Annotated in this window: 19 protein-coding genes; 6 read left to right on the forward strand and 13 right to left on the reverse strand. The window is 61.0% G+C overall.

The features are described 5' to 3' along the window. Nucleotides 1-215 precede the first annotated feature (215 nt). The 7 genes from E4P00_RS04365 to gap form a co-directional block, all read right to left on the reverse strand. Complete coding sequence (locus E4P00_RS04365; protein ID WP_078822217.1) at nt 216-2,354, reverse strand: methyl-accepting chemotaxis protein; 2,139 nt, start codon at nt 2,352-2,354, stop codon at nt 216-218. Nucleotides 2,355-2,492: 138 nt separating this feature from the next. After that, nucleotides 2,493-2,894 (reverse strand): YbaN family protein, encoded by a 402-nt coding sequence (locus E4P00_RS04370; protein WP_078822216.1) that lies wholly within the window; start codon nt 2,892-2,894, stop codon nt 2,493-2,495. Nucleotides 2,895-3,002: 108 nt separating this feature from the next. Continuing rightward, a complete protein-coding gene (locus E4P00_RS04375) occupies nt 3,003-3,611 on the reverse strand; it encodes a biliverdin-producing heme oxygenase (RefSeq protein ID WP_078822215.1) in 609 nt (202 codons plus the stop codon). Between the two features lie 137 nt (nt 3,612-3,748). Next, on the reverse strand, nt 3,749-6,313 hold the full coding sequence (locus E4P00_RS04380) for a TonB-dependent receptor (protein ID WP_078822214.1): 2,565 nt from the start codon (nt 6,311-6,313) through the stop codon (nt 3,749-3,751). Nucleotides 6,314-6,428: 115 nt separating this feature from the next. Beyond that, nucleotides 6,429-7,397, reverse strand: a complete 969-nt coding sequence (locus tag E4P00_RS04385; protein WP_248130766.1) for a FecR domain-containing protein — start codon at nt 7,395-7,397, stop codon at nt 6,429-6,431. A 75-nt stretch (nt 7,398-7,472) separates the two neighbouring features. Further along, a complete protein-coding gene (locus E4P00_RS04390; protein ID WP_005791005.1) occupies nt 7,473-7,991 on the reverse strand; it encodes a sigma-70 family RNA polymerase sigma factor in 519 nt (172 codons plus the stop codon). A gap of 132 nt (nt 7,992-8,123) precedes the next feature. Next, a complete protein-coding gene (gap, locus tag E4P00_RS04395; RefSeq protein WP_005791003.1) occupies nt 8,124-9,125 on the reverse strand; it encodes a type I glyceraldehyde-3-phosphate dehydrogenase in 1,002 nt (333 codons plus the stop codon). A gap of 222 nt (nt 9,126-9,347) precedes the next feature. On the opposite strand from gap, the gene edd reads away from it, so the two are divergent. The 4 genes from edd to E4P00_RS04415 all read left to right on the forward strand — a co-directional run bounded on the left by edd (nt 9,348) and on the right by E4P00_RS04415 (nt 14,457). Then, on the forward strand, nt 9,348-11,174 hold the full coding sequence (edd, locus tag E4P00_RS04400) for a phosphogluconate dehydratase (protein WP_005791001.1): 1,827 nt from the start codon (nt 9,348-9,350) through the stop codon (nt 11,172-11,174). Continuing rightward, complete coding sequence (locus tag E4P00_RS04405; RefSeq protein WP_078822212.1) at nt 11,171-12,127, forward strand: glucokinase; 957 nt, start codon at nt 11,171-11,173, stop codon at nt 12,125-12,127. Before edd ends, E4P00_RS04405 begins: the two co-directional genes overlap by 4 nt. A gap of 136 nt (nt 12,128-12,263) precedes the next feature. Next, a complete protein-coding gene (locus E4P00_RS04410; RefSeq protein ID WP_005790997.1) occupies nt 12,264-12,998 on the forward strand; it encodes a response regulator transcription factor in 735 nt (244 codons plus the stop codon). After that, the gene (locus E4P00_RS04415) at nt 12,988-14,457 is read left to right on the forward strand and encodes an ATP-binding protein (RefSeq protein ID WP_282443036.1); all 1,470 of its coding nucleotides are present in this window, start codon (nt 12,988-12,990) and stop codon (nt 14,455-14,457) included. The genes E4P00_RS04410 and E4P00_RS04415 overlap by 11 nt, the downstream gene beginning before the upstream one ends. Before the next feature lie 21 nt (nt 14,458-14,478). Here E4P00_RS04415 and E4P00_RS04420 read toward each other — a convergent pair whose 3' ends face one another. Next, nucleotides 14,479-15,408 (reverse strand): AraC family transcriptional regulator, encoded by a 930-nt coding sequence (locus tag E4P00_RS04420; protein WP_032879669.1) that lies wholly within the window; start codon nt 15,406-15,408, stop codon nt 14,479-14,481. Nucleotides 15,409-15,736: 328 nt separating this feature from the next. On the opposite strand from E4P00_RS04420, the gene E4P00_RS04425 reads away from it, so the two are divergent. Next, on the forward strand, nt 15,737-16,078 hold the full coding sequence (locus E4P00_RS04425) for an antibiotic biosynthesis monooxygenase family protein (RefSeq protein ID WP_032879670.1): 342 nt from the start codon (nt 15,737-15,739) through the stop codon (nt 16,076-16,078). A gap of 45 nt (nt 16,079-16,123) precedes the next feature. Further along, nucleotides 16,124-16,372 carry a hypothetical protein gene (locus E4P00_RS04430; RefSeq protein ID WP_032879671.1) on the forward strand — a complete coding sequence of 83 codons (249 nt, stop codon included), beginning with the start codon at nt 16,124-16,126 and terminating at the stop codon, nt 16,370-16,372. A 124-nt stretch (nt 16,373-16,496) separates the two neighbouring features. On the opposite strand, the gene E4P00_RS04435 is transcribed toward E4P00_RS04430, so the two are convergent. From E4P00_RS04435 to E4P00_RS04455, 5 genes are all read right to left on the reverse strand, one after another. Next, nucleotides 16,497-17,129 (reverse strand): flavin reductase family protein, encoded by a 633-nt coding sequence (locus tag E4P00_RS04435; RefSeq protein WP_032879672.1) that lies wholly within the window; start codon nt 17,127-17,129, stop codon nt 16,497-16,499. Between the two features lie 74 nt (nt 17,130-17,203). Beyond that, a complete protein-coding gene (locus E4P00_RS04440) occupies nt 17,204-18,523 on the reverse strand; it encodes an MFS transporter (protein WP_005790985.1) in 1,320 nt (439 codons plus the stop codon). 215 nt (nt 18,524-18,738) lie between these two features. Continuing rightward, nucleotides 18,739-20,064: a sigma-54 dependent transcriptional regulator gene (locus E4P00_RS04445; RefSeq protein WP_078822208.1), complete on the reverse strand. Its 1,326-nt coding sequence runs from the start codon at nt 20,062-20,064 to the stop codon at nt 18,739-18,741. Next, complete coding sequence (locus tag E4P00_RS04450; RefSeq protein WP_248130768.1) at nt 20,058-21,824, reverse strand: ATP-binding protein; 1,767 nt, start codon at nt 21,822-21,824, stop codon at nt 20,058-20,060. Before E4P00_RS04450 ends, E4P00_RS04445 begins: the two co-directional genes overlap by 7 nt. A gap of 253 nt (nt 21,825-22,077) precedes the next feature. Then, a complete protein-coding gene (locus E4P00_RS04455; RefSeq protein ID WP_032879675.1) occupies nt 22,078-23,601 on the reverse strand; it encodes a fumarate hydratase in 1,524 nt (507 codons plus the stop codon). Nucleotides 23,602-23,712: the final 111 nt, after the last annotated feature.

A 23,712-nucleotide genomic window follows, 5' to 3' on the forward strand; every position in this document is an offset into this window, starting at 1 on the left:
ACCATGTCCCCGCACACCCGTCAACCATGTGTCCGGTCCGTACACGCTTTTCGAAAGTGACCCGCTGTAAGAGCGGAACCTATAGTGGCCGTTACCTAAATAACGGATATGTACTCGGCCCAACCACCCAACCACCCAACCACCCAACCACCCGGTCACATCGTCAACGTGGGGCTGTCGCGCAGCCCCCTCCCACATTGGACCTGTGGTGTGAATTACACCCTGAACTGATCCATCAACTTCATCTGCTGGCTGGCCAGCGCGTTGAGCTGGCTGCTGATCGCCGCCGACTCGGTAGCCTGGCCGGTGAGGGTTTCGGTCACGGTGCGAATCGCCGAGACGTTGCGGTTGACCTCTTCGGCCACCGCGCTCTGCTCTTCGGCAGCGCTGGCGATTTGCAGGTTCATGTCGCTGATCACCGTGACCGCGTCACTGATCTTGCCCAGCGCCTGCACCGCCTGATGGATCTGCCCGGCATTGCTCTGGGCCTGGTGCTGACTGGAGTGCATGGTCGCCACTACCCCACGGGTACCGCTTTGGATGCGCTCGATCACCACGCGGATTTCCTCGACCGAATCCTGGGTGCGTTTGGCCAGGTTGCGTACTTCGTCGGCCACTACCGCAAACCCGCGCCCGCTTTCGCCGGCGCGTGCCGCTTCGATCGCGGCGTTCAATGCCAGCAGGTTGGTCTGTTCGGCAATGCTGCGGATCACTTCCAGGACTGAACCGATTTGCTCGCTGTTGACTGCCAGGGCTTCAACTTCGGTCACGGCCTTGCTGACTTCCTCGGCAAGGGTGGTGATGTCGCGGGTGCTCTGCTCGATGATCGACATGCCTTCGCGGGCCGACTGATCGGCGCCGCGTGCCGCGCTGGCGGCATTGGAGGCGCTGTTGGCGACGTCGTGGGCGGTGGCGCTCATTTCATTCGACGCGGTGGCGACCTGGTCGATTTCACGGAACTGCACCTGCATACCTTCGCTGGTCTGGCGTGCAATGGCCGAGGATTGATCCGCCGTACCTCGGGCTTCGGTGATGCTTTGTTTGATCTGGGCGATGGTCGGTTGCAGCTTGTCGAGGAAGCGGTTGAACCAATTCACCAGCTCGCCCAGTTCGTCTTTCTTGGTGTAGGCCAGGCGTTGGGTGAGGTCGCCGTCGCCGCTGGCAATGTCCTTGAGCATGGCCGCCACGCTGTTGATCGGACGGGTCACGCCGGTGGCGGTCAGCCAGATCAGCAACAAGCCCAGCAAGCCGGCGGCGGCTGCCACCAGCAAGGCTTTGAGGGTGCCGGTAGCCTGGGCTTCGTCGAGCACGGCTTGCAGCTTTTCGTTATCAGCCAGCATCACACTTTTAGGCAGTTTGATCACCACACCCCAGGATTTGGCATCGGCAATCGGCTTGACCGGGTACACGGCGCGAATCGTGTCGTTCTGTTCGCGGATCATGGGCCGATCATTGCCCAGCAGTTGCACGATCTCCTTGCCTTCGGCGCCGAGGGTGTCGACCAGGTTCTTGCCGACCCTGGCCGGTTCGCCGCTGTAGGCTGCAATCAGGCCGGTGCTGGACAGGATTTCCAGGTGAGCAGCCCCGTTGAACACGTCCTTTTGTGCCGCATCGGTGGTGGCTTGCAGGGCAGTGAGGGCGATATCGACACCCACGACGCCGATGACTTTGCCGTCGACGATCAGAGGCAGGGAAATGGTGGTCATCAGCACAGGTTTGCCGGCCACCGTGTCTTCATACGGGTCCAGCAGGCAGGTGCTGCGGGTGTCGCGTGGGCAGGTATACCAAATGTTGTAAGGCGTGCCGCTGAGGTTGAGGGTGGTCTTGGTCAGGTCATCCTCGACCATGATGGTGTTCAGGCTTTCGCCGCCGGCACGGCTCCAGTAGCTGGAAAAGCGACCTTTTTCGTTGGAGACGCGTGCCTTGTCGTCAACGAATTCACTGTCCTTGCCATCCAGGCCGTTGGGCTCGAACGACAGCCAGATGCCCAGTACCTTGGTGTTGCGCTCGAACGCGGTTTTCACGCTCTGGTTGATTTCTTCGCGCAGGGCGCCGGCTTCAATGGAGCGCTTGGTCCCCAACTGACGCAGGTCCTTGATCTGGTCGGCGAGGGCGGTAACCGCCAGCAGGTTTTCACCGAAGGTCTTTTGCAAGTGCCCGGCCTGTTCGGCGGCCTTGGCTTGCAGCAGCTGTTCCACGCTGGCGGTGAGCATTCGTGAGCTTGAATCACTGACCAACCGATCGTTCTGGTTGGTGTTGTAGATATTGATGCCGACCACCAGTGCGATCACTCCCAGCAGGCAGAGGCCGGACAGCAGCACGATTTTCAAGCGGATAGAAAGGGTGTCGAACATAGGTTCACTCACGAATGGACTTGTGGGTATGCACGCAGCAGAGCCAAGTCCATTCGGCGCCGTTCCTGAAACATCGGCGTCACAAATCAATTCATGAGTAATAGGCGATGAGCGGTAGGAAAATGCCTACGCCGGGCGTTATACGGGCCGTGCGAGCTGCTCGGGGCGGGACCAGATCCACAGATTGCCCAGGCTCATCCCGGCGATTGCCAGGTACACGGGCCAGCCATGATCAAGCATCACCAGCATCAACACGGCACACAGCAACATGCTTACGGTGGCGCTGACCTTGGCCCGGCGCGCAATGATCTTGCCGTTGCGCCAGTTGAACAGGATCGGCCCGAACAGGCGGTGGTTTTCCAGCCAGGCGCTTAAGCGCGGTGAGCTTTTGGTGGCGGCCCAGGCGGCCAGCAGGATGAATTCGGTGGTCGGCAAACCCGGTATGACAATCGCGACCAAACCGATCCCCAGGCTGACGTAGGCCAGCAGGCCATAGAGAAGTTGGGCGATCTTTGAGGAGGATTGGGTTTTGCCGGTCATGCTGCAGTTTTCTGGTGGGAGGGTTTACACATTATCTGCCATGAAATGCACTCAAATGTGGGAGCTGGCTTGCCTGCTCCCACATTGAACCGATGTCTACCGGAACATTTACGCCATTTCTGGGGCGCTAGCGTACGCCTGTTCCAGCAACACGGTGAAGCGCACAAACGCATCGATCGCGCCTTTTTCTACCGCAGCTTCTTCTTCGGCGCTGAACTCCAGGCTGTCGAGGGTGCGGGTGAAGCTTTTCCAGCCTTCGGCGCGGCCACCGGCCGGTTCGCCCAGGTGGCGGGCCCCGAAGGTTTCGCTCAGGCCCAGGCCGACGGCGCGCTTGATCAGAAACGCGGCGCCCAGCTTGGAGCCTTCGGACACGAACAGCCAACCCAGGGCTTCGGCCTGGCTTGGGTTTTTCACCGCGCCGGCGACCGGAGCCGGAACGTCGGTGTCCAGGTCAGCCAGGTCGAGCTTGGCGGCTTCGGCGCGGCAGCGGGCGGCCAGGTCGGGAATGATCGTGTTCAGCGCGGCATCGTTGTACAGCGCCACCAGTTCCGACTGGAACAGGTACTGGGCCACCACGAAGCGGGCGAAGTTGGCTTGGGTTTCGAACGGCGCATGAGCCTTCACCAACGCATCCAGCTTGGTGTGCGGTTCATTGGTGATCTGGTTCAGGCGCTGGGAGCGCAGGCTTGGGCGTTCTGCGGTAGGAGAAGCGGTCATGTAAAAAGTCCTTGAAAGAGGGAGCGCCTGGGTGCCCTTAAAGAGAGCTGTTATCAACTAGACGAACAAGAAGACGTGGCACAGTAAAAAATCCTCCCCCCGCCGCTGATGGATTCCGGCGAGGTGAGGTGGGTGGATCAGATGTCCCAGATCAGGTTGATCGCAAAGTTGCGTCCGGGCTGGGTCAGGCGGTCGAGGTTGGCCGGGCCGGTTACGCCAGCTTCGCCGACGCTGTCGTAACTGCGCACGTCATCCCAGTTCCAGTACTTCTTGTCGGTGAGGTTGTAGAGGCCACCGTTGATGGTCACGTCGTTGGTGACCTTGTAGTAGGCGGTCAGGTCGAGGATGCCGAAGCCCGGGGTCTTGAACGGGCCGTCGGTGCTGCCGTCGGGAGCGTGGAAGGTGGTGCTGTCGACGCGGTTCTGTTTTTTCACCAGGGTCCAGCTCAGCAGGCCGCCGTAATTGTCCTGGTCGTAGCCCAGGCCAAACACGCCCTTGAGCGGGTTGACGCTGTTCAATGGTTCGCCATTGTCGTCGTTGCGACCGTGGGCGTAGGCAATCGAACCCTGGGTGTACAGACCCTTCGGCGCGCCGAACGCATCCAGGTTCAGGCGGCCCTTGGCTTCCACGCCCTTGATGGTGGCGCGCTTGATATTGACGGCCTGGAACTGCTCCACGGTGCCGCCGACCACGGCGTTGTCTTCGTCGATAAAGTCGCGGTACTTGTTGTAGTACACCGCGATGTCGAAGGAGCCTTCGTCAAACTTGCCGCGTATCCCGGTCTCGATGCCTTTGCTGGTTTCCGGCTTGAGGTCGGGGTTGGGTTCGACGGTGTAGCCAATGTTGAGGTTTTCGAAGCGGCCATACAGGGCCTTCGCCGAGGGAGTGCGGAAGCCTTCGGCGTATTGGCCGAACCAGGTGTAGTTATCGGTCAGGGCGTAGGTCAGGCCGAACTTTGGCGTGACGCGGTGCCAGGTTTTGTCCTTGCCATCGACGGCATATTCGCCGGTCGGGTTGACGGTGTTGAGGAACTCCTGGGTCAGCTTGGGCTTGAGCCGGGTGTAGTCATACCGCACGGCGGGCAGGAAGGTCCATTTATCCCAGCTGATCTGGTCCTGGGCAAACAACGAGTAAGTGTTGATGGTCGGGTCGGGGAAGTCGCTGGCCTTCTTCACGCTGTCGCTTGCTTGCGGGCTGGGCGCGCCGATGGCGGTGCAGCCGCCACCAATGGCCAGGCACGAGGCGGAGCCTTCGCGCGAGCCGGTGACTTTCTGCTGCTTGAGGGTGGTGCCGTAGGTCACCTGGTGGTCGGTTTCGCCGACGCTGAACGCCTTGTCCAGTTGAGCGTCGAAGACCCACTGTTTTTCTTCGTAAAGGGTGTCGCGGGTACGCAGTACGCGGCGACCAGCCTGGTAGATCTCGGCGGTGGTCTGGTCGGTCTTGGCGATCTGGTAGTTGAGGCTGGTCTTGATGCGATCAGCGATCGGCGACTCCAGGGCAAAGGTGTTTTCCAGGCCGAAGCGCTCGCGGGTGATGGTGTCGTTGCCCGAGCGGGCACGGTAGAGGTTCATGCCTCGACCGCCGATGAACGGGCCGCCTACGGCATTCTTCAGGTTGACGTCGCGGTCATCCTTGAACTTCTCGTAGGTCAGGCCCAGGCGGTTTTCATCACCATAGTTCCAGCCCAGCTTGGCCAGTACGTTGGTGGTGCGCGCATCTTCCGGGTTGGCGCCGGTGCGGGCCAGGCCGGTGGCGTTGTTGCCGTCGTAGGATTCGGTTTCATGACCATTGCGCTGGCTCAGGTGCAGCAAGCCATCGAAGTCCTGTACCCGCCCTGCGAAGGTGCCGGAGGTCAGCCAGCTCTCGTCGGCGGAGCTGTAGCCGGTTTTCAGGCGGGCGCCGACGTCCTTGCCGGGCTTGATGATGTCGTCCGGGTCGAGGGTGAAATAGCTCACCGCGCCGCCGATGGCGTTGCTGCCGTACAGGGCCGAGGCCGGGCCGCGCAGGATCTCCACGCGCTTGACGATTTCCGGGTCTACGTAGTTGCGACGGGTCTTGGCGTAGGGGCCGTTGAAGAAGTTGTTGGGCACTTCGACGCCGTCCACCTGGGTGAGGATGCGGTCGCCGTCGATACCACGGATGTTATAGCCCGCGTTGCCTGAGCGGGTGCCGGCGCCGCCGACGGAGACACCGGGCTCGTAGCGCACCAGTTCGCGGATGTTGTTGGTGTTCTGGCGGTCCAGTTCCTCGCGGTCGTGCACGCTGACGGTGCTGGGTACGCTGTTCACATCCTGTTCGTTACGGGTGGCGCTGATGGTCACCTGTTGCAGGGCGAGGGCGCCGCCCGCGGCGCGTTTCTCCAGCACGATGTTGTTATTACCCAGTTTGCGGTAGCTCAGGTTGGTCCCCACCAACAACCGCTCCAGGGCTTTTTCCGGCGACAGCGGGCCGCGCACACCAGGGGACGACACTCCCTGGCCCAGCTCTGCCGGCAGGCCGACTTGCCAGCCGGTCACCGCGGTAAAGGCGTTGAGCGCCGACACCAGCGGTTGCTGCTCGATGCTGAAGTTGTAATTACCGTGGCTGCGAGGGGCGGGTTCGGCGGCGGTGGCGCTCATGACGGGCGCGCCAGCCAGCAGGATCGCAGCGGTCAGCAAAGACAAAACGGGCGAAGAACACCGGCGGTTGAAACGAGAGGACATCGAGAGCGCTCCGGGATACGAATCTTATAGTTGCGAACTGAACCAAATAGGAATCAGTTGCATTGGCTATAACGAGACGTATCGCCGGTTAACATCGAGTAAAAATAATTCTCATTTAGTTCAGAATCACCAGCGCTGGGTATTCCGACAGCTTGGCCGAGGTGATGTGGGCCAGGGAGCGCACCACGTCCAGGGGCTGGTCGAGACGATAGTTGCCGGTGACGGCGACGCTGGCCAGTTGCTCATTGTTGTTGACGATCCAGCCAGGGTAATAGCGGCGCAGTTCAGCCAGGACTTCGCTCAGCGGGCAATTTTCGAACACCAGCCGACCCTGCACCCAGGCCAGATCCTTGCCGACATCGAGCTTGGCCGGTTGGCCGAAACCCTTGGGGCCGATGCGGATGCTTTGCCCGGCACTCAGGCGTACGCGGGCATCGTCGAAGCTGTTGCTCAGGTCGACATCGCCACGCTGCACCTGTACCTGGGCCTCGCCATCGAGGTAGCGCACGGCGAAGGCGGTGTCGCGCACGCTGGCGCGCACGGGGCCGGCGTCGATTTCCAGGGCCAGGCCACGGCTGGGGGCTATGTCGAAGAACGCTTCGCCCTGGTACAGGCGCGCAATGCGCTGGTGGTCGGTGATGCGGCTGGAAAATGCCGAGTTGGTGTTGAGCAGCACCTTGGACCCATCGTCCAGTTGCAGGCGCTGGCGCTCGCCGACCACGGTGAGGTGATCGGCCTGCAAGCGCATCGGCAAGTTGCTGAAGCTGAACAGACCGATCAACAGCACGGCCGCGGTGGCCAAGGGCTTCCAGTGCGGTTTGATCCGGCGCCAGCCGCTTGGCTTGCGTGGCACCGCCAGGGCCACGGCGGCGCTGTGTACCGGTGCACCTGCCCAGGCCGCCTGGGCCTTGCTGAACGCGTGGACATGCGCCGGGTCCGCGGCCAGCCAGGCGTCGAACTCGGCCTGCTGCCCGGGTTGCGGGCACTGCAAGGCGATCAGCCAATCGAGGGCTTGGTCCATGGCCGTGTCTTGCAGCACCTCATGAGCCAACTCATGGGGGCGCAGTTTATTCGGGTCCGTCACGGTGTTCCTCGGGTCTTCGCCACGTTCTATTCATTTTTTCGTACAGCGTGGATCGATAGCTCTGTCGGATGGAGCTTAAGGCTGATCCAGCCGTTCGGCCACACCTACACAGATGGCCATGATCAATTTCAGTTCCTTTTGTACGGTGCTCAAGGACACGTTCAACTGATCGGCAATCTCCTGGTAGCTGCAACCGTGCAGGCGGCTGAGGATGAAAATCCGCTGCTGACGAGCGCTCAACTGGCCGAGGCTGACGCTCAGATGCTCCAGCAGTTGCTCGGCCTGAATGGCTTCTTCAGGCGTGCTGGCAGGGGCGGCGACGCTTTGCAGCACGTCCAGCGGGACGTCTTCCTGCAACGTGCGGGCCTGGATCCGGCGCGAGCGCAGGTGATCCAGCGCCAGGTTGCGCGCGGTCTGGTACACAAAGGGTTCAAGGTGGTCGATCGGCCGCTCGCTCAGGGCCCGAGTGACGCGCAGGTAGGTTTCCTGCAACAGGTCCTCGGCAGTGCTGTGGTTATTCACCATCCGCTGCAAGGTGCGTAACAGAATCACCCGTTGGGTGAGAAAGACTTGGTTGAAGCGAGATTGGCTCACAGTGATACCAGACCGATTTGCAGCGAATGATAATGCTTATCATCAACTGAAATGGCAAGTGGCTATTTCCCTGAACCTACTCTGGACAAAATGTAACTGTGGGAGGGGGCTTGCTCCCTCCCACAGGTGGGATTACTCGGCGTTGCACAGCGCCAGGCAGTTATCCAGCATACGGTTGGAGAAGCCCCACTCGTTGTCGTACCAGGCCAGCACCTTGAGCAGCTTGCCGCTGACCTTGGTGTGATTGGCATCGAAGATCGACGACAGCGGGTTATGGTTGAAGTCACTGGAAACCAGCGGCAGGGTGTTGTAACCGAGGATCTTCGAGTGCTGGCTGGCCTGTTTCAGCAGGGCGTTGACTTCATCGGCCGTGGCTTCTTTCTTCAACTGCACAGTCAGGTCCACCAGAGACACGTTGATCACCGGTACCCGCACCGCCATGCCGGTCAGCTTGCCCGCCAGTTCCGGCAGCACCAGGCCAACGGCTTCAGCCGCGCCGGTTTTGCTCGGGATCATGTTCTGGGTGGCCGAGCGCGCGCGGTACGGGTCGGTGTGGTAGACGTCGGTCAGGTTCTGGTCGTTGGTGTAGGCGTGAATGGTGGTCATCAGGCCGCTTTCGATACCCAGCTCACGGTGCAGCACCTGCGCGACCGGCGCCAGGCAGTTGGTGGTGCACGACGCGTTGGAGATGATCTGGTGGGATTGACGCAAAATGTCATGGTTTACGCCATAAACCACAGTGGCATCCGCGCCCTTGGCCGGAGCCGAGATGATCACCTTGCGCGCGCCGGCGGTAATATGGGCGGCAGCCTTGTCACGGTCGGTGAACAGGCCGGTGCATTCGAACACCACGTCGATCTTGTGCGCAGCCCACGGCAGGTCGGCGGGGTTGCGAATGGCACTGACGGCAATCCGGTCACCATTGACGGTCAGGCTTTCCTGATCGTGGGCGACCTCTGCATCGAAAGTGCCGTGTACGGTGTCGTACTTGAGCAGGTGGGCGTTGATCGAACTGTCGCCCAAATCATTGATGGCGACGATCTGCAAATCCTGGCGATAGCCTTGGGTATACAGTGCGCGCAGGACATTACGGCCGATACGGCCAAAACCATTGATTGCGATACGTAGAGTCATTGGAAAAGTGCCTGTCGTCGATTTGTTGTAAGAATTACAAGATTATTCGCATAAAAATAGAAAACAAGCCTTTTTAGTGGCAATATTTTGTTCAATCTACAACGAGTGACCTGAATCAACTGGTCCGATGATCCAAACGACCCCCTGCCATCCCATGAGCTGTGGGCGTTTGATCAGCATAGACACTCAGGTCGCCACATCCGTTAGCCTGGAGTTCTATACATGCATCCCCGCGTTCTTGAGGTCACCGAACGGCTTATCGCCCGCAGCCGCGCCACCCGCGAGGCTTACCTTGCGCTCATCCGCGGCGCAGCCAGCGACGGTCCGATGCGCGGCAAGCTGCAATGCGCCAACTTCGCCCACGGCGTGGCCGGTTGCGGCACCGAAGACAAAAACAGCCTGCGCATGATGAATGCCGCCAACGTGGCAATTGTTTCTTCTTATAACGACATGCTCTCGGCGCATCAGCCCTACGAACATTTCCCTGAACAAATAAAGAAAGCCCTGCGTGAAGTGGGCTCGGTCGGCCAGTTCGCCGGCGGCACCCCCGCCATGTGCGACGGTGTGACCCAGGGCGAGCCGGGCATGGAACTGAGCCTGCTCAGCCGTGAAGTCATCGCCATGTCCACGGCGGTAGCGCTGTCCCACAACATGTTCGACGCCGCGCTGATGCTGGGGATCTGCGACAAGATCGTCCCCGGCCTGATGATGGGCGCGCTGCGCTACGGCCATCTGCCGATGATCTTTGTGCCGGGCGGCCCGATGCCGTCGGGTATCTCCAACAAGCAGAAAGCCGATGTGCGCCAGCGCTACGCCGAAGGCAAGGCCAGCCGCGAAGAGCTGCTGGAATCGGAGATGAAGTCCTACCACAGCCCCGGTACCTGTACCTTCTACGGCACCGCCAACACCAACCAGTTGTTGATGGAAGTGATGGGCCTGCATTTGCCGGGCGCGTCATTCGTCAATCCGTACACGCCGCTGCGTGACGCGTTGACCCGCGAAGCGGCGCACCAGGTCACGCGCTTGACCAAGGCCAATGGCAACTTCACGCCGATCGGCGAGATCGTCGACGAGAAATCCATCGTCAACTCCATCGTTGCGCTAAACGCTACCGGCGGTTCCACCAACCATACGCTGCACATGCCGGCCATTGCCATGTCGGCGGGCATCATCCTGACCTGGCAAGACATGGCCGACCTCTCCGAGGTGGTGCCGACCCTGTCCCACGTGTACCCAAACGGCAAGGCCGACATCAATCACTTCCAGGCGGCGGGTGGTATGTCGTTCCTGATCCGCGAACTGCTCGAAGCCGGCCTGCTTCACGAAGACGTCAACACCGTGGCCGGCAAGGGCTTGAGCCGCTATATCCAGGAGCCGTTCCTGGTGGACGGCGAACTGGTCTGGCGCGATGGCCCGATCGAGAGCCTCGACGAAACCATCCTGCGCCCCGTGGCCCGTGCGTTTTCGCCGGAAGGCGGCTTGCGCGTGATGGAAGGCAACCTTGGCCGTGGCGTGATGAAAGTTTCGGCTGTCGCGCCCGAGCATCAGGTGGTTGAAGCGCCGGCGGTGGTGTTCCAGGACCAGCAAGACCTGGCCGACGCCTTCAAGGCGGGCCAGCTGGAAAAAGACTTCGTTGCGGTGATGCGCTTTCAGGGGCCACGTTCCAACGGTATGCCGGAATTGCACAAGATGACCCCGTTTCTCGGCGTGTTGCAGGACCGTGGTTTCAAAGTGGCGTTGGTAACAGATGGGCGAATGTCCGGCGCCTCGGGTAAGATCCCTGCCGCGATCCACGTCAACCCCGAAGCCCAGAGCGGCGGGCCGCTGGCGCGGGTCCAGGATGGCGATATCATCCGCGTCGATGGCGTCACCGGCACCCTGGAGCTTAAAGTGGACGCCGAAGTATTTGCAGCGCGCACGCCTGCCACGGGCCTGTTGGGCAATAACGTGGGAGCAGGTCGCGAGCTGTTTGCATTCATGCGCTTGGCCGCAAGCTCCGCAGAGCAGGGCGCCAGCGCCTTTACCTCTGCCTTGGAGACGCTTAAGTGAAGCTTGCGCTGGTCGGTGATATCGGGGGTACCAACGCCCGTTTTGCGTTATGGCGAGATCAGGAGCTGCATTCGATCCGCGTGCATGCCACAGCGGATCACCAAAGCCCTGAAGAAGCGATCAAGGTCTATCTCGCAGAGGAAGGCCTGGAAATCGGGGACATCGGTGCGGTGTGCCTGTCGGTGGCCGGGCCGGTGAGTGGCGAGGAGTTCAAGTTCACCAACAATCACTGGCGCCTGAGCAAGACGGCGTTTTGCCAAGCCCTGCAAGTGGATGAACTGCTGCTGGTCAATGATTTCTCGGCCATGGCCCTGGGCATGACGCGTCTTAAGCCCGACGAGTTCCGCGTGGTCTGCGAAGGCACGCCGGAGCCTTTGCGCCCAGCGGTGGTGATCGGCCCGGGCACTGGCCTGGGCGTTGGCACCTTGCTGGACCTTGGCGCCGGGCGTTTCGCGGCATTGCCGGGGGAGGGCGGGCACGTCGACCTGCCCCTGAGCAGCCCGCGGGAAACCCAGCTGTGGCAGCATATTTACACGGAGATCGGCCATGTCAGCGCCGAGACCGTATTGAGCGGCGGCGGGTTGCCGCGTCTGTATCGCGCTATTTGTGCGGTGGACGGGCACGAGCCGGTGCTGGATACGCCCGAAGCCATCACCGCAGCGGGCCTGGCCGGTGACGCGGTCGCCATGGAAGTGCTGGACCAGTTCAGCATCTGGCTGGGGCGGGTCGCGGGCAATAACGTCTTGACCACCGGTGGGCGCGGTGGCGTGTACATCGTGGGTGGGGTGATACCCAGGTTTGCCGACTTCTTTATCGCCAGCGGTTTCGCCAAAAGTTTTGCGGATAAAGGCTGCATGAGCGACTACTTCAAAGGTATTCCGGTGTGGTTGGTGACAGCGCCGTATTCGGGGCTGACCGGGGCTGGCGTGGCGCTTGAGCAGGCTTTTGCATAGGCTGTGATGGCCTCTTAGCGAGCAAGCCCGCTTCCACATTTGGCCGCGTTCCAACTCTGGAATGCAGGCAAATGTGGGAGGGGGCTTGCCCCTGATGAGGCCCTACAGAACACCCCATAACAACAAGGAGGCCCCCGTGAGCGTAATCAGTAAATCCATTCTCCTCGTCGACGACGATCAGGAGATCCGCGAATTGCTGCAAACCTACCTCAGTCGCGCCGGCTTCCAGGTCCGTGGCGTGGCCGATGGTGCGGGGTTCCGCCAGGCGATGAACGAGGCGCCGTGCGACCTGGTCATCCTCGATGTGATGTTGCCGGATGAAGACGGGTTCAGTCTGTGCCGCTGGATCCGCCAGCACCCGCGCCAGGCGCAGGTACCGATCATCATGCTCACCGCCAGTTCCGACGAAGCCGACCGCGTGATCGGCCTGGAACTGGGCGCTGACGACTATATCGGCAAGCCGTTCAGCCCTCGCGAGTTGCAGGCGCGGATCAAGGCGCTGCTGCGCCGTTGCCAATTCGGCCAGGAGCGCAGCACTGGCGGTGATGTGCTGGTCTTCGATGAATGGCGCCTGGACATGATCAGCCACCGCTTGTTTCACGTTGATGGCGAAGAGGTCATCCTTTCCGGCGCTGACTTTGCCTTGCTCAAGTTGTTTCTTGATCACCCGCAACAGATCCTCGACCGCGACACTATCGGCAACGCTACCCGCGGCCGTGACCTGATGCCGCTTGACCGTATCGTCGACATGGCCGTCAGCCGTCTGCGCCAACGCCTGCGCGATACCGAAAAACCCCCGAGGCTGATCCGCACCGTGCGCGGCAGCGGTTATCAACTGGCAGCCAGCGTGGTTGCCGGCAATGCCCACTGAACCTTTGATCGAGCGCCGCCGCCGCTTTCCGGTGCCACGCTCGCTGCTGGGGCGCATGTTGCTGCTGACCTTGCTCGCCGTGCTGTTCGCCCAGGCGCTGTCCAGCGTGATCTGGGTGTCGCAATTGCGCGCCACCCAGCTTGAGGGCCTGGTGACCAGCGCCCGTAGCCTGGCGCACTCGATGACCGCCAGCGTGAGTTATTTCCGTTCGCTGCCGGTGGCCTATCGGCCTTTGGTTCTTGATCAGTTGCGCAGCATGGGCGGTACCCGCTTTGTAGTGACCCTCAATGATCGCCCGCTGGATATGGCGATCCTGCCGCAGACGCCACGCAAGCAAGCGGTGCTGGAGGCGGTCGACGAGGTGCTACGCCAAACCCTGGGCGCCGATGTGCATATCTCGGTGGAGTTCGTCAGCGCCGAAGACCTGCGCATCTTCAATGCCGGCCTCAAGCTCGACGAACTGCCACGCTCCTGGGCTCATTACGCGTTAACCCTGGAGCCGGTTAACCCACCGGTATTGGTCACCCAAATTCAACTGGCTCCCGGCGAATGGCTGTACATCGCCTCGCTGTTGCCAGAGCCGTACACCAGCCTTGAAGAACAGGGCCTGCCGTCCCAGCAGGTGTGGTTTATCGTGCTGACCAGTGGTTTTTTGCTGCTGTTTATCGGTTTGCTGGTGCATTGGCAAAGCCGGCCGCTCAAGCGCCTGGCGCGGGCAGCGCGGGATATGTCCCTGGGCGCCGATGTAGAACCGGTGGCCGAAGGCGGCGGCAGTGAAGTAGTGGAGGTGGGCCGCGCATTCAACGCAATGCGCGAACGCATCAGCCGTTACCTGACCGAACGCAGCCAGTTGTTCAGCGCAATTTCCCACGACTTGCGCACCCCGATTACCCGCCTGCGGTTGCGTGTGGAATTGCTCGAAGACGAGAACCTGCAAACCAAATTCGGCCGCGATCTGGATGAGCTGGAACTGCTGGTCAAAGGCGCGCTGCAATGCGTGAAAGACACCGACATCCACGAAAACATCCAGCCGGTTGACCTCAATCATGTACTCGAATGCCTGGTGGAACCGTACCTGGCGCCCAACGGCAACGGGCGGGTAACCCTTGAAGGCGCGGCCCTGGCGGCCTACCCGGGCAAGCCGCTGGCGCTCAAGCGTTGCATCGGTAACCTGATCGACAACGCCTTGAAGTACGGGCAGAACGCGCATCTGCATATCGAGGACGATGGTGTGCAGTTCGTCCTGCATGTGGATGACGAAGGCCCCGGTGTGCCGGAGCAGCGTCTGGAGCAGGTGTTCGAACCGCACTTTCGCCTGGCCGGCCAGCAGCAGGGGTATGGCCTGGGGCTGGGGATCGCGCGCAACATTGCCCATAGCCATGGGGGTGAAGTGAGTTTGCAGAACCTGCGCGAAGGCGGCCTGCGCGTCACCCTGCAACTACCAAGAACCTTGGACTAACAAACACCTGAGCTGCGTACATCAGATGCTTTGGCGCAACCGGGCCAGGTCGCGCAGCGGTGGCGCTCCAAACAACCGACTGTATTCCCGGCTGAATTGCGACGGGCTTTCATACCCCACCCGATACCCCGCGGCCGAGGCTTCCAGTCCTTCGGCAATCATCAAACGCCTGGCTTCCTGCAAGCGCAGCTGTTTCTGGTACTGCAGCGGGCTCATGGCCGTAATCGCCTTGAAGCGATGGTGCAAGGTCGAGACGCTCAGGTTCACTTCCTTGGCCAGGTCGTCGATGCGCAGCGGTTGTTCGTAGTTGCCGTTCAACCACTTGATCGCCTGGCTGACGCGATGGCTCTGGCTGTTGGCTACGGCAATTTCATACAGGCGATAACCCTGTGGGCCCCGCAGCAAGCGATAGAGAATTTCACGGTTGATCAACGGCGCGAGCATGGCGATGTCTTTGGGCGTGTCCAGCAGGCGGGCCAGGCGCAGCACGGCGTCGAGCAACGGGGTGTCGATGCGGTCCACATACATGCCGCGAGAGGTGGGACGCGACGGCACCCCCATAGGCCCGGCTTCGGCAATCAGCGCGGTGAGCTGGGCCGGATCGATATTGATGCGCACCGACAGGTTGGGGTCTTGCGGGGTGGCATCGATGATTCTACCGGCTACCGGCATGGCGACCGAGAACACCAGATAATTGAGCGGGTCGTAGGCAAAGATTTCGTCGGCCAGGCGCACTTCCTTGCTGCCGCTGGCGAGGATGCACAGCGCAGGTTCCACCAGCACCGGCATGAAATCGCGTGGCGTGTTGTGGCGGTTCAGATACAGCGAGGTGATCGCCGTGCCGTAGGAGCCATCTTCCCAGGTGTGGCGGTGCACGATACTGGCCAGCTCGGCGCGTTGTTTCTCCATCTCGGCATCGACGGGGATGGGCTTTGGTTCGGGCGACGACATGGGGCGTCCTCTACACGCTGCTTTGATGGGCTCAGCTTAGCGGCAGCTTTTCAAAAAGTGTTACGTCGATTCTGCAGGATCCTTGCCTGATCCTGCGATAGGTAGTGAATCAGGCAAGCAGGCCGCCTGTCATCTCCCTGAAACACTGGGCCGGTGCATGGAATAAATCCCGGGGGCCAAACGTCCTCTCTATGTTTCTCGCAGGATTGTGCAATAAGCCTGCAGGAATCGACTAACCGCATCCACAGCTGGGCCGCTATCTTTGATCCTGTGGCAACACACCCTCACCGTGCTTGCCGAGCATCACTTCTCAACGGGAGAGTCGAACATGTCCACCCCCATTCCCGCGAGCCACATGGCCTTTATCCGCGCCCGTAGCGGGTGCAGCACCGAACTCGGTGCACGCTTGAGCAGTTTGATCGAACCGGGCCGCCAAGCCCCAGGTTGCCTGCAATTTTCGTTGCAGCATTCCCAGGTCGATCCTGATATATGGCTGGTATCAGGTTTTTGGAGCAGCGAGGAGGCCATGAGTGCCTACTTCAGCTCACCGACCTTGATGATTTTTACGGAGTTGCTCAACGACATGGTCGTGCGCAGCATGGACTTCCAGACCTTCACCGATGCATCTGCCGTCAACGCCTACGGCGAGTACCTGCAACTGGCCGGTTGAACCGGTTTACAATGGCCGACTTTTCCATTGGCCAGGACCTGCAACATGGCACGTAAACAATTTGCCCACCACGAAGCCGTTTCCGCCTTGGTGCGTGAAGAAGAGGGTGGCTATAGCGCTGCCATCGCCGTCAAGGCACTGGATGGCATGGGCGCCCCCAAGTTCCACAAGATCCTTGACGGGCAGAAGTTCAAGACGGCTTCGGATGCCGATGATGCGGCCACTGTGCAGCTAGAGGACCTGGTCGACGTGGACGCGGAAGGTCAACTGACTTGGGCAACGGCTTCCAACTAACGAACGCTGCCGATCAAATGTGGGAGGGGGCTTGCTCCCGATAGCGGTGTATCAGCCAGCAAATTTTTAGCTGATACATAGCCATCGGGAGCAAGCCCCCTCCCACAATTTGACTGTATGTCAGTCAGGGTTTTGTGGCGCCTGGGCGGTACATCTTGAACAGCGCTTGCGGCCCCAACTGGAAGTAATCCGCCGGGCCGCCGCCGCGCAAAATCGGCTCGGCGGCAGCAGTGTCGTAGATCCCATCCTTTAGCAACCACTTGGCGATGTGCACCGCAACCACTTCGCCCAGTACCAGCCAACTCGGCACCAGCTCCTTGTCGGCGCGTTGCAGTTGGATGATCTGCGTCACTTTGCATTCAAACGACACCGGGCTCTCGCCGACGCGGGGTACAGCGACGACTTTCGAAGCCACCGGCGTCAGGCCGGACAACTCGAATTCATTCACATCCGGTGAGACCGCCGCGCAACTCTGGTTCATCTGCTCGGCCAACGGGCGAGTGGCCAGGTTCCACACAAACTCGCCGGTCTGCTCAATGTTATTCAAGCTGTCTTTGCGCCCCACACTGGAAAACCCAATGATCGGTGGGATGTAGTTGAATGCATTGAAGAAGCTGTAAGGCGCCAGGTTCAGGCGGCCTTCGCTGTCGTGCGAGGAGATCCAGCCAATCGGGCGTGGGCCGACGATGGCATTGAACGGGTCATGGGGCAGGCCGTGGCCGTTGGCGGGTTCGTAGAAGTGGATATCGTCGGACATGACCTGTTCTGCTCTCGATTCTGGGGCCCACATCATATCCAATGTGGGAGGGGGGTTGTCCCCTCCCACATTTTTTAGTCCGTGGTAATCCGCGAGTGCTTGCGGGTGTCTTTCATGGTCACGTAGACCATCAGCGACACTGCGATACACGCGGTCACGTACCAGTAGTAGCCAGTTTCCATACCGATGCTCTTGAACCACAGCGCGATGTATTCAGCGGTACCGCCGAAGATCGACACCGTCAGCGCATAGGGCAGGCCCACGCCCAGGGCGCGGATTTCGGTGGGGAACAGTTCGGCTTTCACCACGGCGTTGATCGAGGTGTAGCCGCTGACGATGATCAGCGCTGCCATGATCAGGAAGAACGCGCCCCACCAGCTCTGGATGGTGTGCAGGGTGGTGAGGATCGGCACGGTGAACAGGGTACCCAGGACACCGAAGGCAATCAGGATCGGGCGACGGCCGACTTTATCCGAAAGCCCGCCGATGATCGGCTGCAGGCACATGAACAGAAACAGCGTGGCTGCCGAAATGGTGGTGGAGTCGGAGATGCTCATGCCGACCGTGTTCACCAGGTATTTCTGCATATAGGTGGTGTAGGTGTAGAACGCCAGGGTGCCGCCCATGGTCAGGCCGACCACTGTCATCAGTTCCTTGGGGTGGCGCATCAAGGTGCGCATTGCGCTTTCCTTGGCCTTTTCCTTCTTGGTGAACGACTCGGTTTCTTCCATGCCACGACGCAGATAGAGCGCGACCACTGCACACAAGGCGCCGATGGCGAACGGGATACGCCAGCCCCATGCGTACAACTGTTCGGTAGTCAGCAGTTGTTGCAGCACGATCAGCACCGCCAGCGCGATGAGTTGGCCGGAGATCAGGGTCACGTATTGGAAGCTGGAGTAGAAACCACGACGTTCCTTGGTCGCCATCTCGCTGAGGTAAGTGGCGGAAGTGCCGTATTCGCCACCGACCGACAGGCCCTGCAGCAAACGGGCAAACACCAGCAGGATCGGCGCACCGATACCGATGAGTTCATAGCCAGGGCTCAGGGCAATCAGCAGCGAGCCGAAGCACATCAGGTAGACCGAGGCCATCAGGGCTTTTTTACGCCCGACCTTGTCGGCATACAGGCCCATCAGCCAACCACCGATAGGGCGCATCAGGAAGCCCACGGCGAAGATCGCGGCGGTGTTGAGCAGTTGGGCGGTGGTGTCGCCTTTGGGGAAGAACGTCTTGGCGAAGTACAGCGAGAAGGCGGCGTAGACGTACCAGTCGTACCACTCGACCATGTTGCCGACCGATCCACTGAAGATCGACTTGATGCGGCTGGAAGTGGTGCGTTCTTTTGCCGGCGCAGACGCCGATCCCAGAGGCAGGGAGTTGGAGTTATCCATTGAAGGATCCTTCATCTAGTTGTTTTTATGGAGCGTGCTTGAGCACTGCCTGGCTTGGGCTATAGCAGAAGCTGTGCCAAGTGGATGAAGGCCCGGAATAGAAGGGTTGCGAGGTTTTTTTGAGCGGAAAGTTGCCGATTATTTTTGCGGGATGAGCGGAAATCCGCTTATGGTTTGCTCGCGAAGACGTCCTTGCAATCGCTACATAAGCAGGATCAGAGGAACATTTCCCGCACCAACCCATGCCGCTGCATCTTTTCATTGAGGGTCCGTCGCGGCAGTTGCAGCTCGGCCAGCACCGCTTTGATATCGCCTTTATGCCGGGTCAGCGCGGCTTTCAGGCAATGCGCCTCGAAAGCCTCCTGCTGCGCCGCCAGCGATTGCCCAGGTTCAATACCTTCAGGTTCAGGCTCTCCAAGCCCCAGCACCTGGCGCTCGGCGACGTTGGCCAGTTCACGTACGTTGCCCGGCCAGTCATGGCTGAGCAGGCGACTCAGCTGCGGCCCACTCAATGGCTCAAGATGGCGGCCCAAACGTTCGGCAGCGCTTTGGGCGAAATGCTCATACAACAACGGAATGTCTTCGCGACGCTCGCGCAGGGGCGGCAGGCGCAGTTGTGCGACGTTCAGGCGATAAGCCAGGTCCTCGCGAAAACGCCCGGCGCGTGCTTCTTCGAGCAGGTCCGGCTTGGTAGCGGCGATGATGCGCAGGTCGACATTGATGCTCTGGTTGGAACCCAATCGCTCCAACTTCTGCTCTTGCAACACGCGCAGCAGTTTTACCTGTTGCGCCAGGGGCATGCTTTCAATTTCGTCGAGGAACACGGTGCCGCCATGGGCGTACTCCAGCTTGCCGATACGCTTGCCTTGGGCGCCGGTGAAGGCGCCGCTTTCGTGGCCGAACAGCTCGGCTTCAAATAATTGCTCGGGGATAGCCGCGCAATTGAGCGCCACAAACGGCTTTTTGGCTCGTGGGCCGAAATCATGCAGGCAGCGGGCAACCAGTTCTTTACCGCTGCCGGTCTCGCCACGGATCAACACATTGACCGGCAGTGTCGCCAGGTCCAGCACCTGGCGACGCAGGGTTTGCAGGCCCTTGGACACCCCCAACAGGCTGGATTCCAGTTGTGCACGGTGATCGGCCTGTTGGTGCAGGCGACGGTTTTCCAGGATCAGGCCGCGCTTGTCCAGCGCCCGACGCAGGCTGTTGAGCAGGGCATCCGGGCTGAAGGGTTTTTCCAGGAAGTCGTAGGCGCCGTCGCGCATGGCTTCGACGGCCATCGGCACGTCACCATGGCCGGTGAGCAAAATCACCGGCAAGTCAGCATCGCGCCGCTGTACCTCGGCCAGCAATTCAAGGCCACTGAGCCCGGGCATACGCACATCGCTCAAGATCACCCCGGGGAAGTCCTTCGGCAGGTGCGCCAGGCATTCCTCGGCACGGCTGTACAACTGAACGTCAAACCCCGACAGGCTCAGCCACTGCTCGACGGCCGTACGAATGCTGGCTTCGTCATCCACCACAATCACTGCGTTCAACATAGGTCAGGTGTCTCCAGCGCGACGGGCAGGGTCAGGGTAAAGACTGCGCCGTCGCCAAGATTGCCGGCGATCAGGCGCCCGCCCAATTCATGCACGATAGCGTAGGACACCGCCAGGCCCAAGCCGAGCCCGTCACCCACCGGTTTGGTGGTGAAGAACGGGTCGAATACGTTGTTCAAATGTTCTTCGGCAATCCCGCCACCGCTGTCGCTGACGCTCAACTGCCACAGCTGCTGATCGGCGTGCAGACGGATTTCCAGGCGTTTGTGCGGCTTGTCGGCCATGGCGTCCAGGGCGTTGCGCAGTAGGTTGATCAGCACCTGTTCCAAGCGAATCGCATCGCCGCGTACCCAAGCCGGGCGGGCCAGGTCCAGCACCACGCCGATGGCCTCATCGCGTAGGCGCGCGTCAAGCAGGTGCAGGGACTGGTCGACCACGGTGGCCAGATCCAGGCGTTCGCGCAGGCCGCTGGGGCTTTTGCGTGCGAAGGTCTTGAGGTGGCCGGTCAGCGCGGCCATGCGCGTCAGCATGTCATCCAACGGCGTGAGCGCCTTGTAGGCGTCGTCCACACGGCCATGGTCGAGCAACAGCCGCAGGGTGGCCAGCTGCATGCGTTGTGCGGTCAGCGGTTGATTGATCTCATGGGCAAGGGCGGCGGACATCTGCCCCAGCGCCGCCAGTTTGGCTGATTGAACCAGGCCATCCTGGGCGGTGCGCAGGGCCTGGGTGCGTTCTTCTACCAAGTGTTCGAGTTCTTCGCGGCTGCGTTGGCGAAGGCGAGCCAGGCGCCAGCGTTGACTCAGGAACAGCACAAGAAACACCAGCGCCAGCCAGGACCCGGCGGCGGCGAGGCCGGCATTGCGTTGGTCTTCAAACGGGAACTGCGGTTTGCGCAGCAGGTGCAGGGTCCAGCCTTCGGCTTTCAGCGGCAGGGATTCCCAGATGTAGTTGGCGCTGCCGTCCGGGCCGTTGACGCGCATCAGGTGGCTGTTGTCGTCGAAGCGCTGCAGGGTCTGGGTCTCCAATGGTTGCAGCTGCTTCTTGTCGTATTGGCGAGTGGCCTTGAGTTCCGCCAGGTCACTCTCTGATAGCGGCCGCAGGTTGCGATAACGCCAGCCCGGCTGGTTGGCGATAAACACAATGCCGCGTGCATCGCTGACCAGCAGCAAGTCATTGCCCTGAGCCCATTCGCGTTCCAGTTCGGGAAACTCCAGCTTGACCACCATGGCGCCGAGGAACTGCTCGTGTTCATCGACCACCGCGCTGGACAGGAAATACCCCGGAATGCCGGTCGTCACCCCCACCGCGTAAAAGCGCCCGGTGCCTTGGCTCAAGGTCTGGCTGAAATACGGGCGGAACGCGTAATTGTGGCCGACATAGCTGCTGGGCAAATTCCAGTTGCTGGCGGCTACCGCCAGGCCGGTGCGGTCCATCAGCTCCAGAGTGGAGGACTGGGCGGCGCCGTTGATGCGTTCGAGCTTGCGATTGAGTACATCCTGGGTGGCGCTATCGAGTGGGCCCTTCAGCGCGCTGATCATTTCCGAATCCAGCGCCAGCACGGCGGGGAGGGCGCGGTAGCGTTCGATCAAGGTATGCAGCGAGTTGGCATACAACGCCAGCTGTTGATTGGCTCGAGCGGCTTCATCCACCAGGGCCTGGCGCTCGGCATGGCGGGTGGCCAAGGCGGCGGCCAGCACTGCGCCGGCGATGATCAGCAACGAGTAAAACGTCAGACGCAGAGGGCGAGGGATCACGATCATACGATGATGAGCAGGCACAGTGAGGGGCGAGCACCATAGCATGAGCTGTCTGGATCTTGTGGCGAACGAGCTTGTGTGGGAGCTGGCTTGCCTGCGATGCAGACACCTCGGTGCTTCAGTCACACCGAATTGATGTCATCGCAGGCAAGCCAGCTCCCACATTTGACAGCGTTCGCCATGGCAATCGCTTCAGGTATAAAAAAGGCGACTGGGCCATGGGGCCGCAGTCGCCTTTATCCTTGGGAGGAGGTGCTTATTGCACTTCCACCGCCAGGCTTTCACTGATCTTTTTCTGCCAGATGGCAGGACCGGTGATGTGTACCGATTCGCCGTTGCTATCGACTGCAACGGTGACCGGCATGTCTTTCACGTCGAACTCGTAGATGGCTTCCATGCCCAGCTCGGCGAACGCCACCACGCGGGACTTCTTGATCGCTTGGGCCACCAGGTAGGCGGCGCCGCCCACGGCCATCAGGTACACGGCCTTATGGTCCTTGATCGCTTCGATAGCGGTAGGGCCGCGCTCGGACTTGCCGATCATGCCCAACAGACCGGTCTGCTCGAGGATCTGACGGGTGAACTTGTCCATCCGCGTCGCGGTGGTCGGGCCCGCTGGGCCAACCACTTCCTCGCGCACCGGATCAACCGGGCCGACGTAGTAGATAAAGCGGCCCTTGAGGTCCACCGGCAGGGTTTCGCCCTTGTTCAGCATCTCGACCATGCGCTTGTGCGCCGCGTCGCGACCGGTGAGCATCTTGCCGTTGAGCAATACGGTTTCGCCCGGCTTCCAGCTCTGCACTTCTTCCGGGGTCAGGGTGTCGAGGTTGACGCGGCGGGCCGATGGGCCGGCTTCCCAGACGATTTCCGGGTAGGCGTCCAGCGATGGCGCTTCCAGCGACGCCGGGCCCGAACCGTCGAGCACGAAGTGCGCGTGACGGGTGGCGGCGCAGTTGGGGATCATGCACACCGGCAGGGAGGCGGCGTGAGTCGGGTAGTCCATGATCTTCACGTCGAGCACGGTGGTCAGGCCACCCAGGCCCTGGGCGCCGATGCCCAGTTGGTTGACCTTCTCGAACAGCTCCAGGCGCATCTCTTCGATACGGTTCTGCGGGCCGCGCTTTTTCAGCTCGTGGATATCGATGGATTCCATCAACACTTCCTTGGCCATTACCGCGGCTTTCTCGGCAGTGCCGCCGATGCCGATGCCGAGCATACCTGGTGGGCACCAGCCGGCACCCATGGTCGGAACGGTCTTGAGCACCCAATCGACGATCGAGTCGGACGGGTTGAGCATAGCCATTTTCGACTTGTTCTCGGAACCGCCGCCCTTGGCCGCCACGTCCACTTCCACGGTGTTACCCGGGACGATGGAGTAGTGGATCACCGCAGGGGTGTTGTCCTTGGTGTTCTTGCGCGCGCCTGCCGGGTCGGCGAGGATCGAGGCACGCAGAACGTTTTCCGGCAGGTTGTAGGCGCGACGCACGCCTTCGTTGATCATGTCGTCCAGGCCCATGGTGGCGCCGTCCCAGCGAACATCCATGCCTACGCGCACGAACACGGTGACGATACCGGTGTCCTGGCAGATCGGGCGATGGCCGGTGGCGCACATGCGCGAGTTGATCAGGATCTGGGCGATGGAGTCACGGGCCGCCGGCGATTCTTCGCGCAGGTAGGCTTCGTGCATGGCCTGGATGAAATCAACGGGGTGGTAGTAGGAAATGAATTGCAGGGCGTCTGCAACGCTCTGAATCAGGTCGTCTTGCTTGATCACGGTCATGAGTCGCGCTCCTCTATAAGGGAACATTCAATAAAGGTGGGTTCAGTGCTGCATCGGTCGGCTGAGCCCACCTTTCCAAGGCACGCCAAAGTGGTGCAGGCGCGACGCTAA

Origin of the sequence: Pseudomonas sp. B329, from assembly GCF_023127835.1 — a bacterium.
GTDB lineage: Bacteria > Pseudomonadota > Gammaproteobacteria > Pseudomonadales > Pseudomonadaceae > Aquipseudomonas > Aquipseudomonas synxantha_A.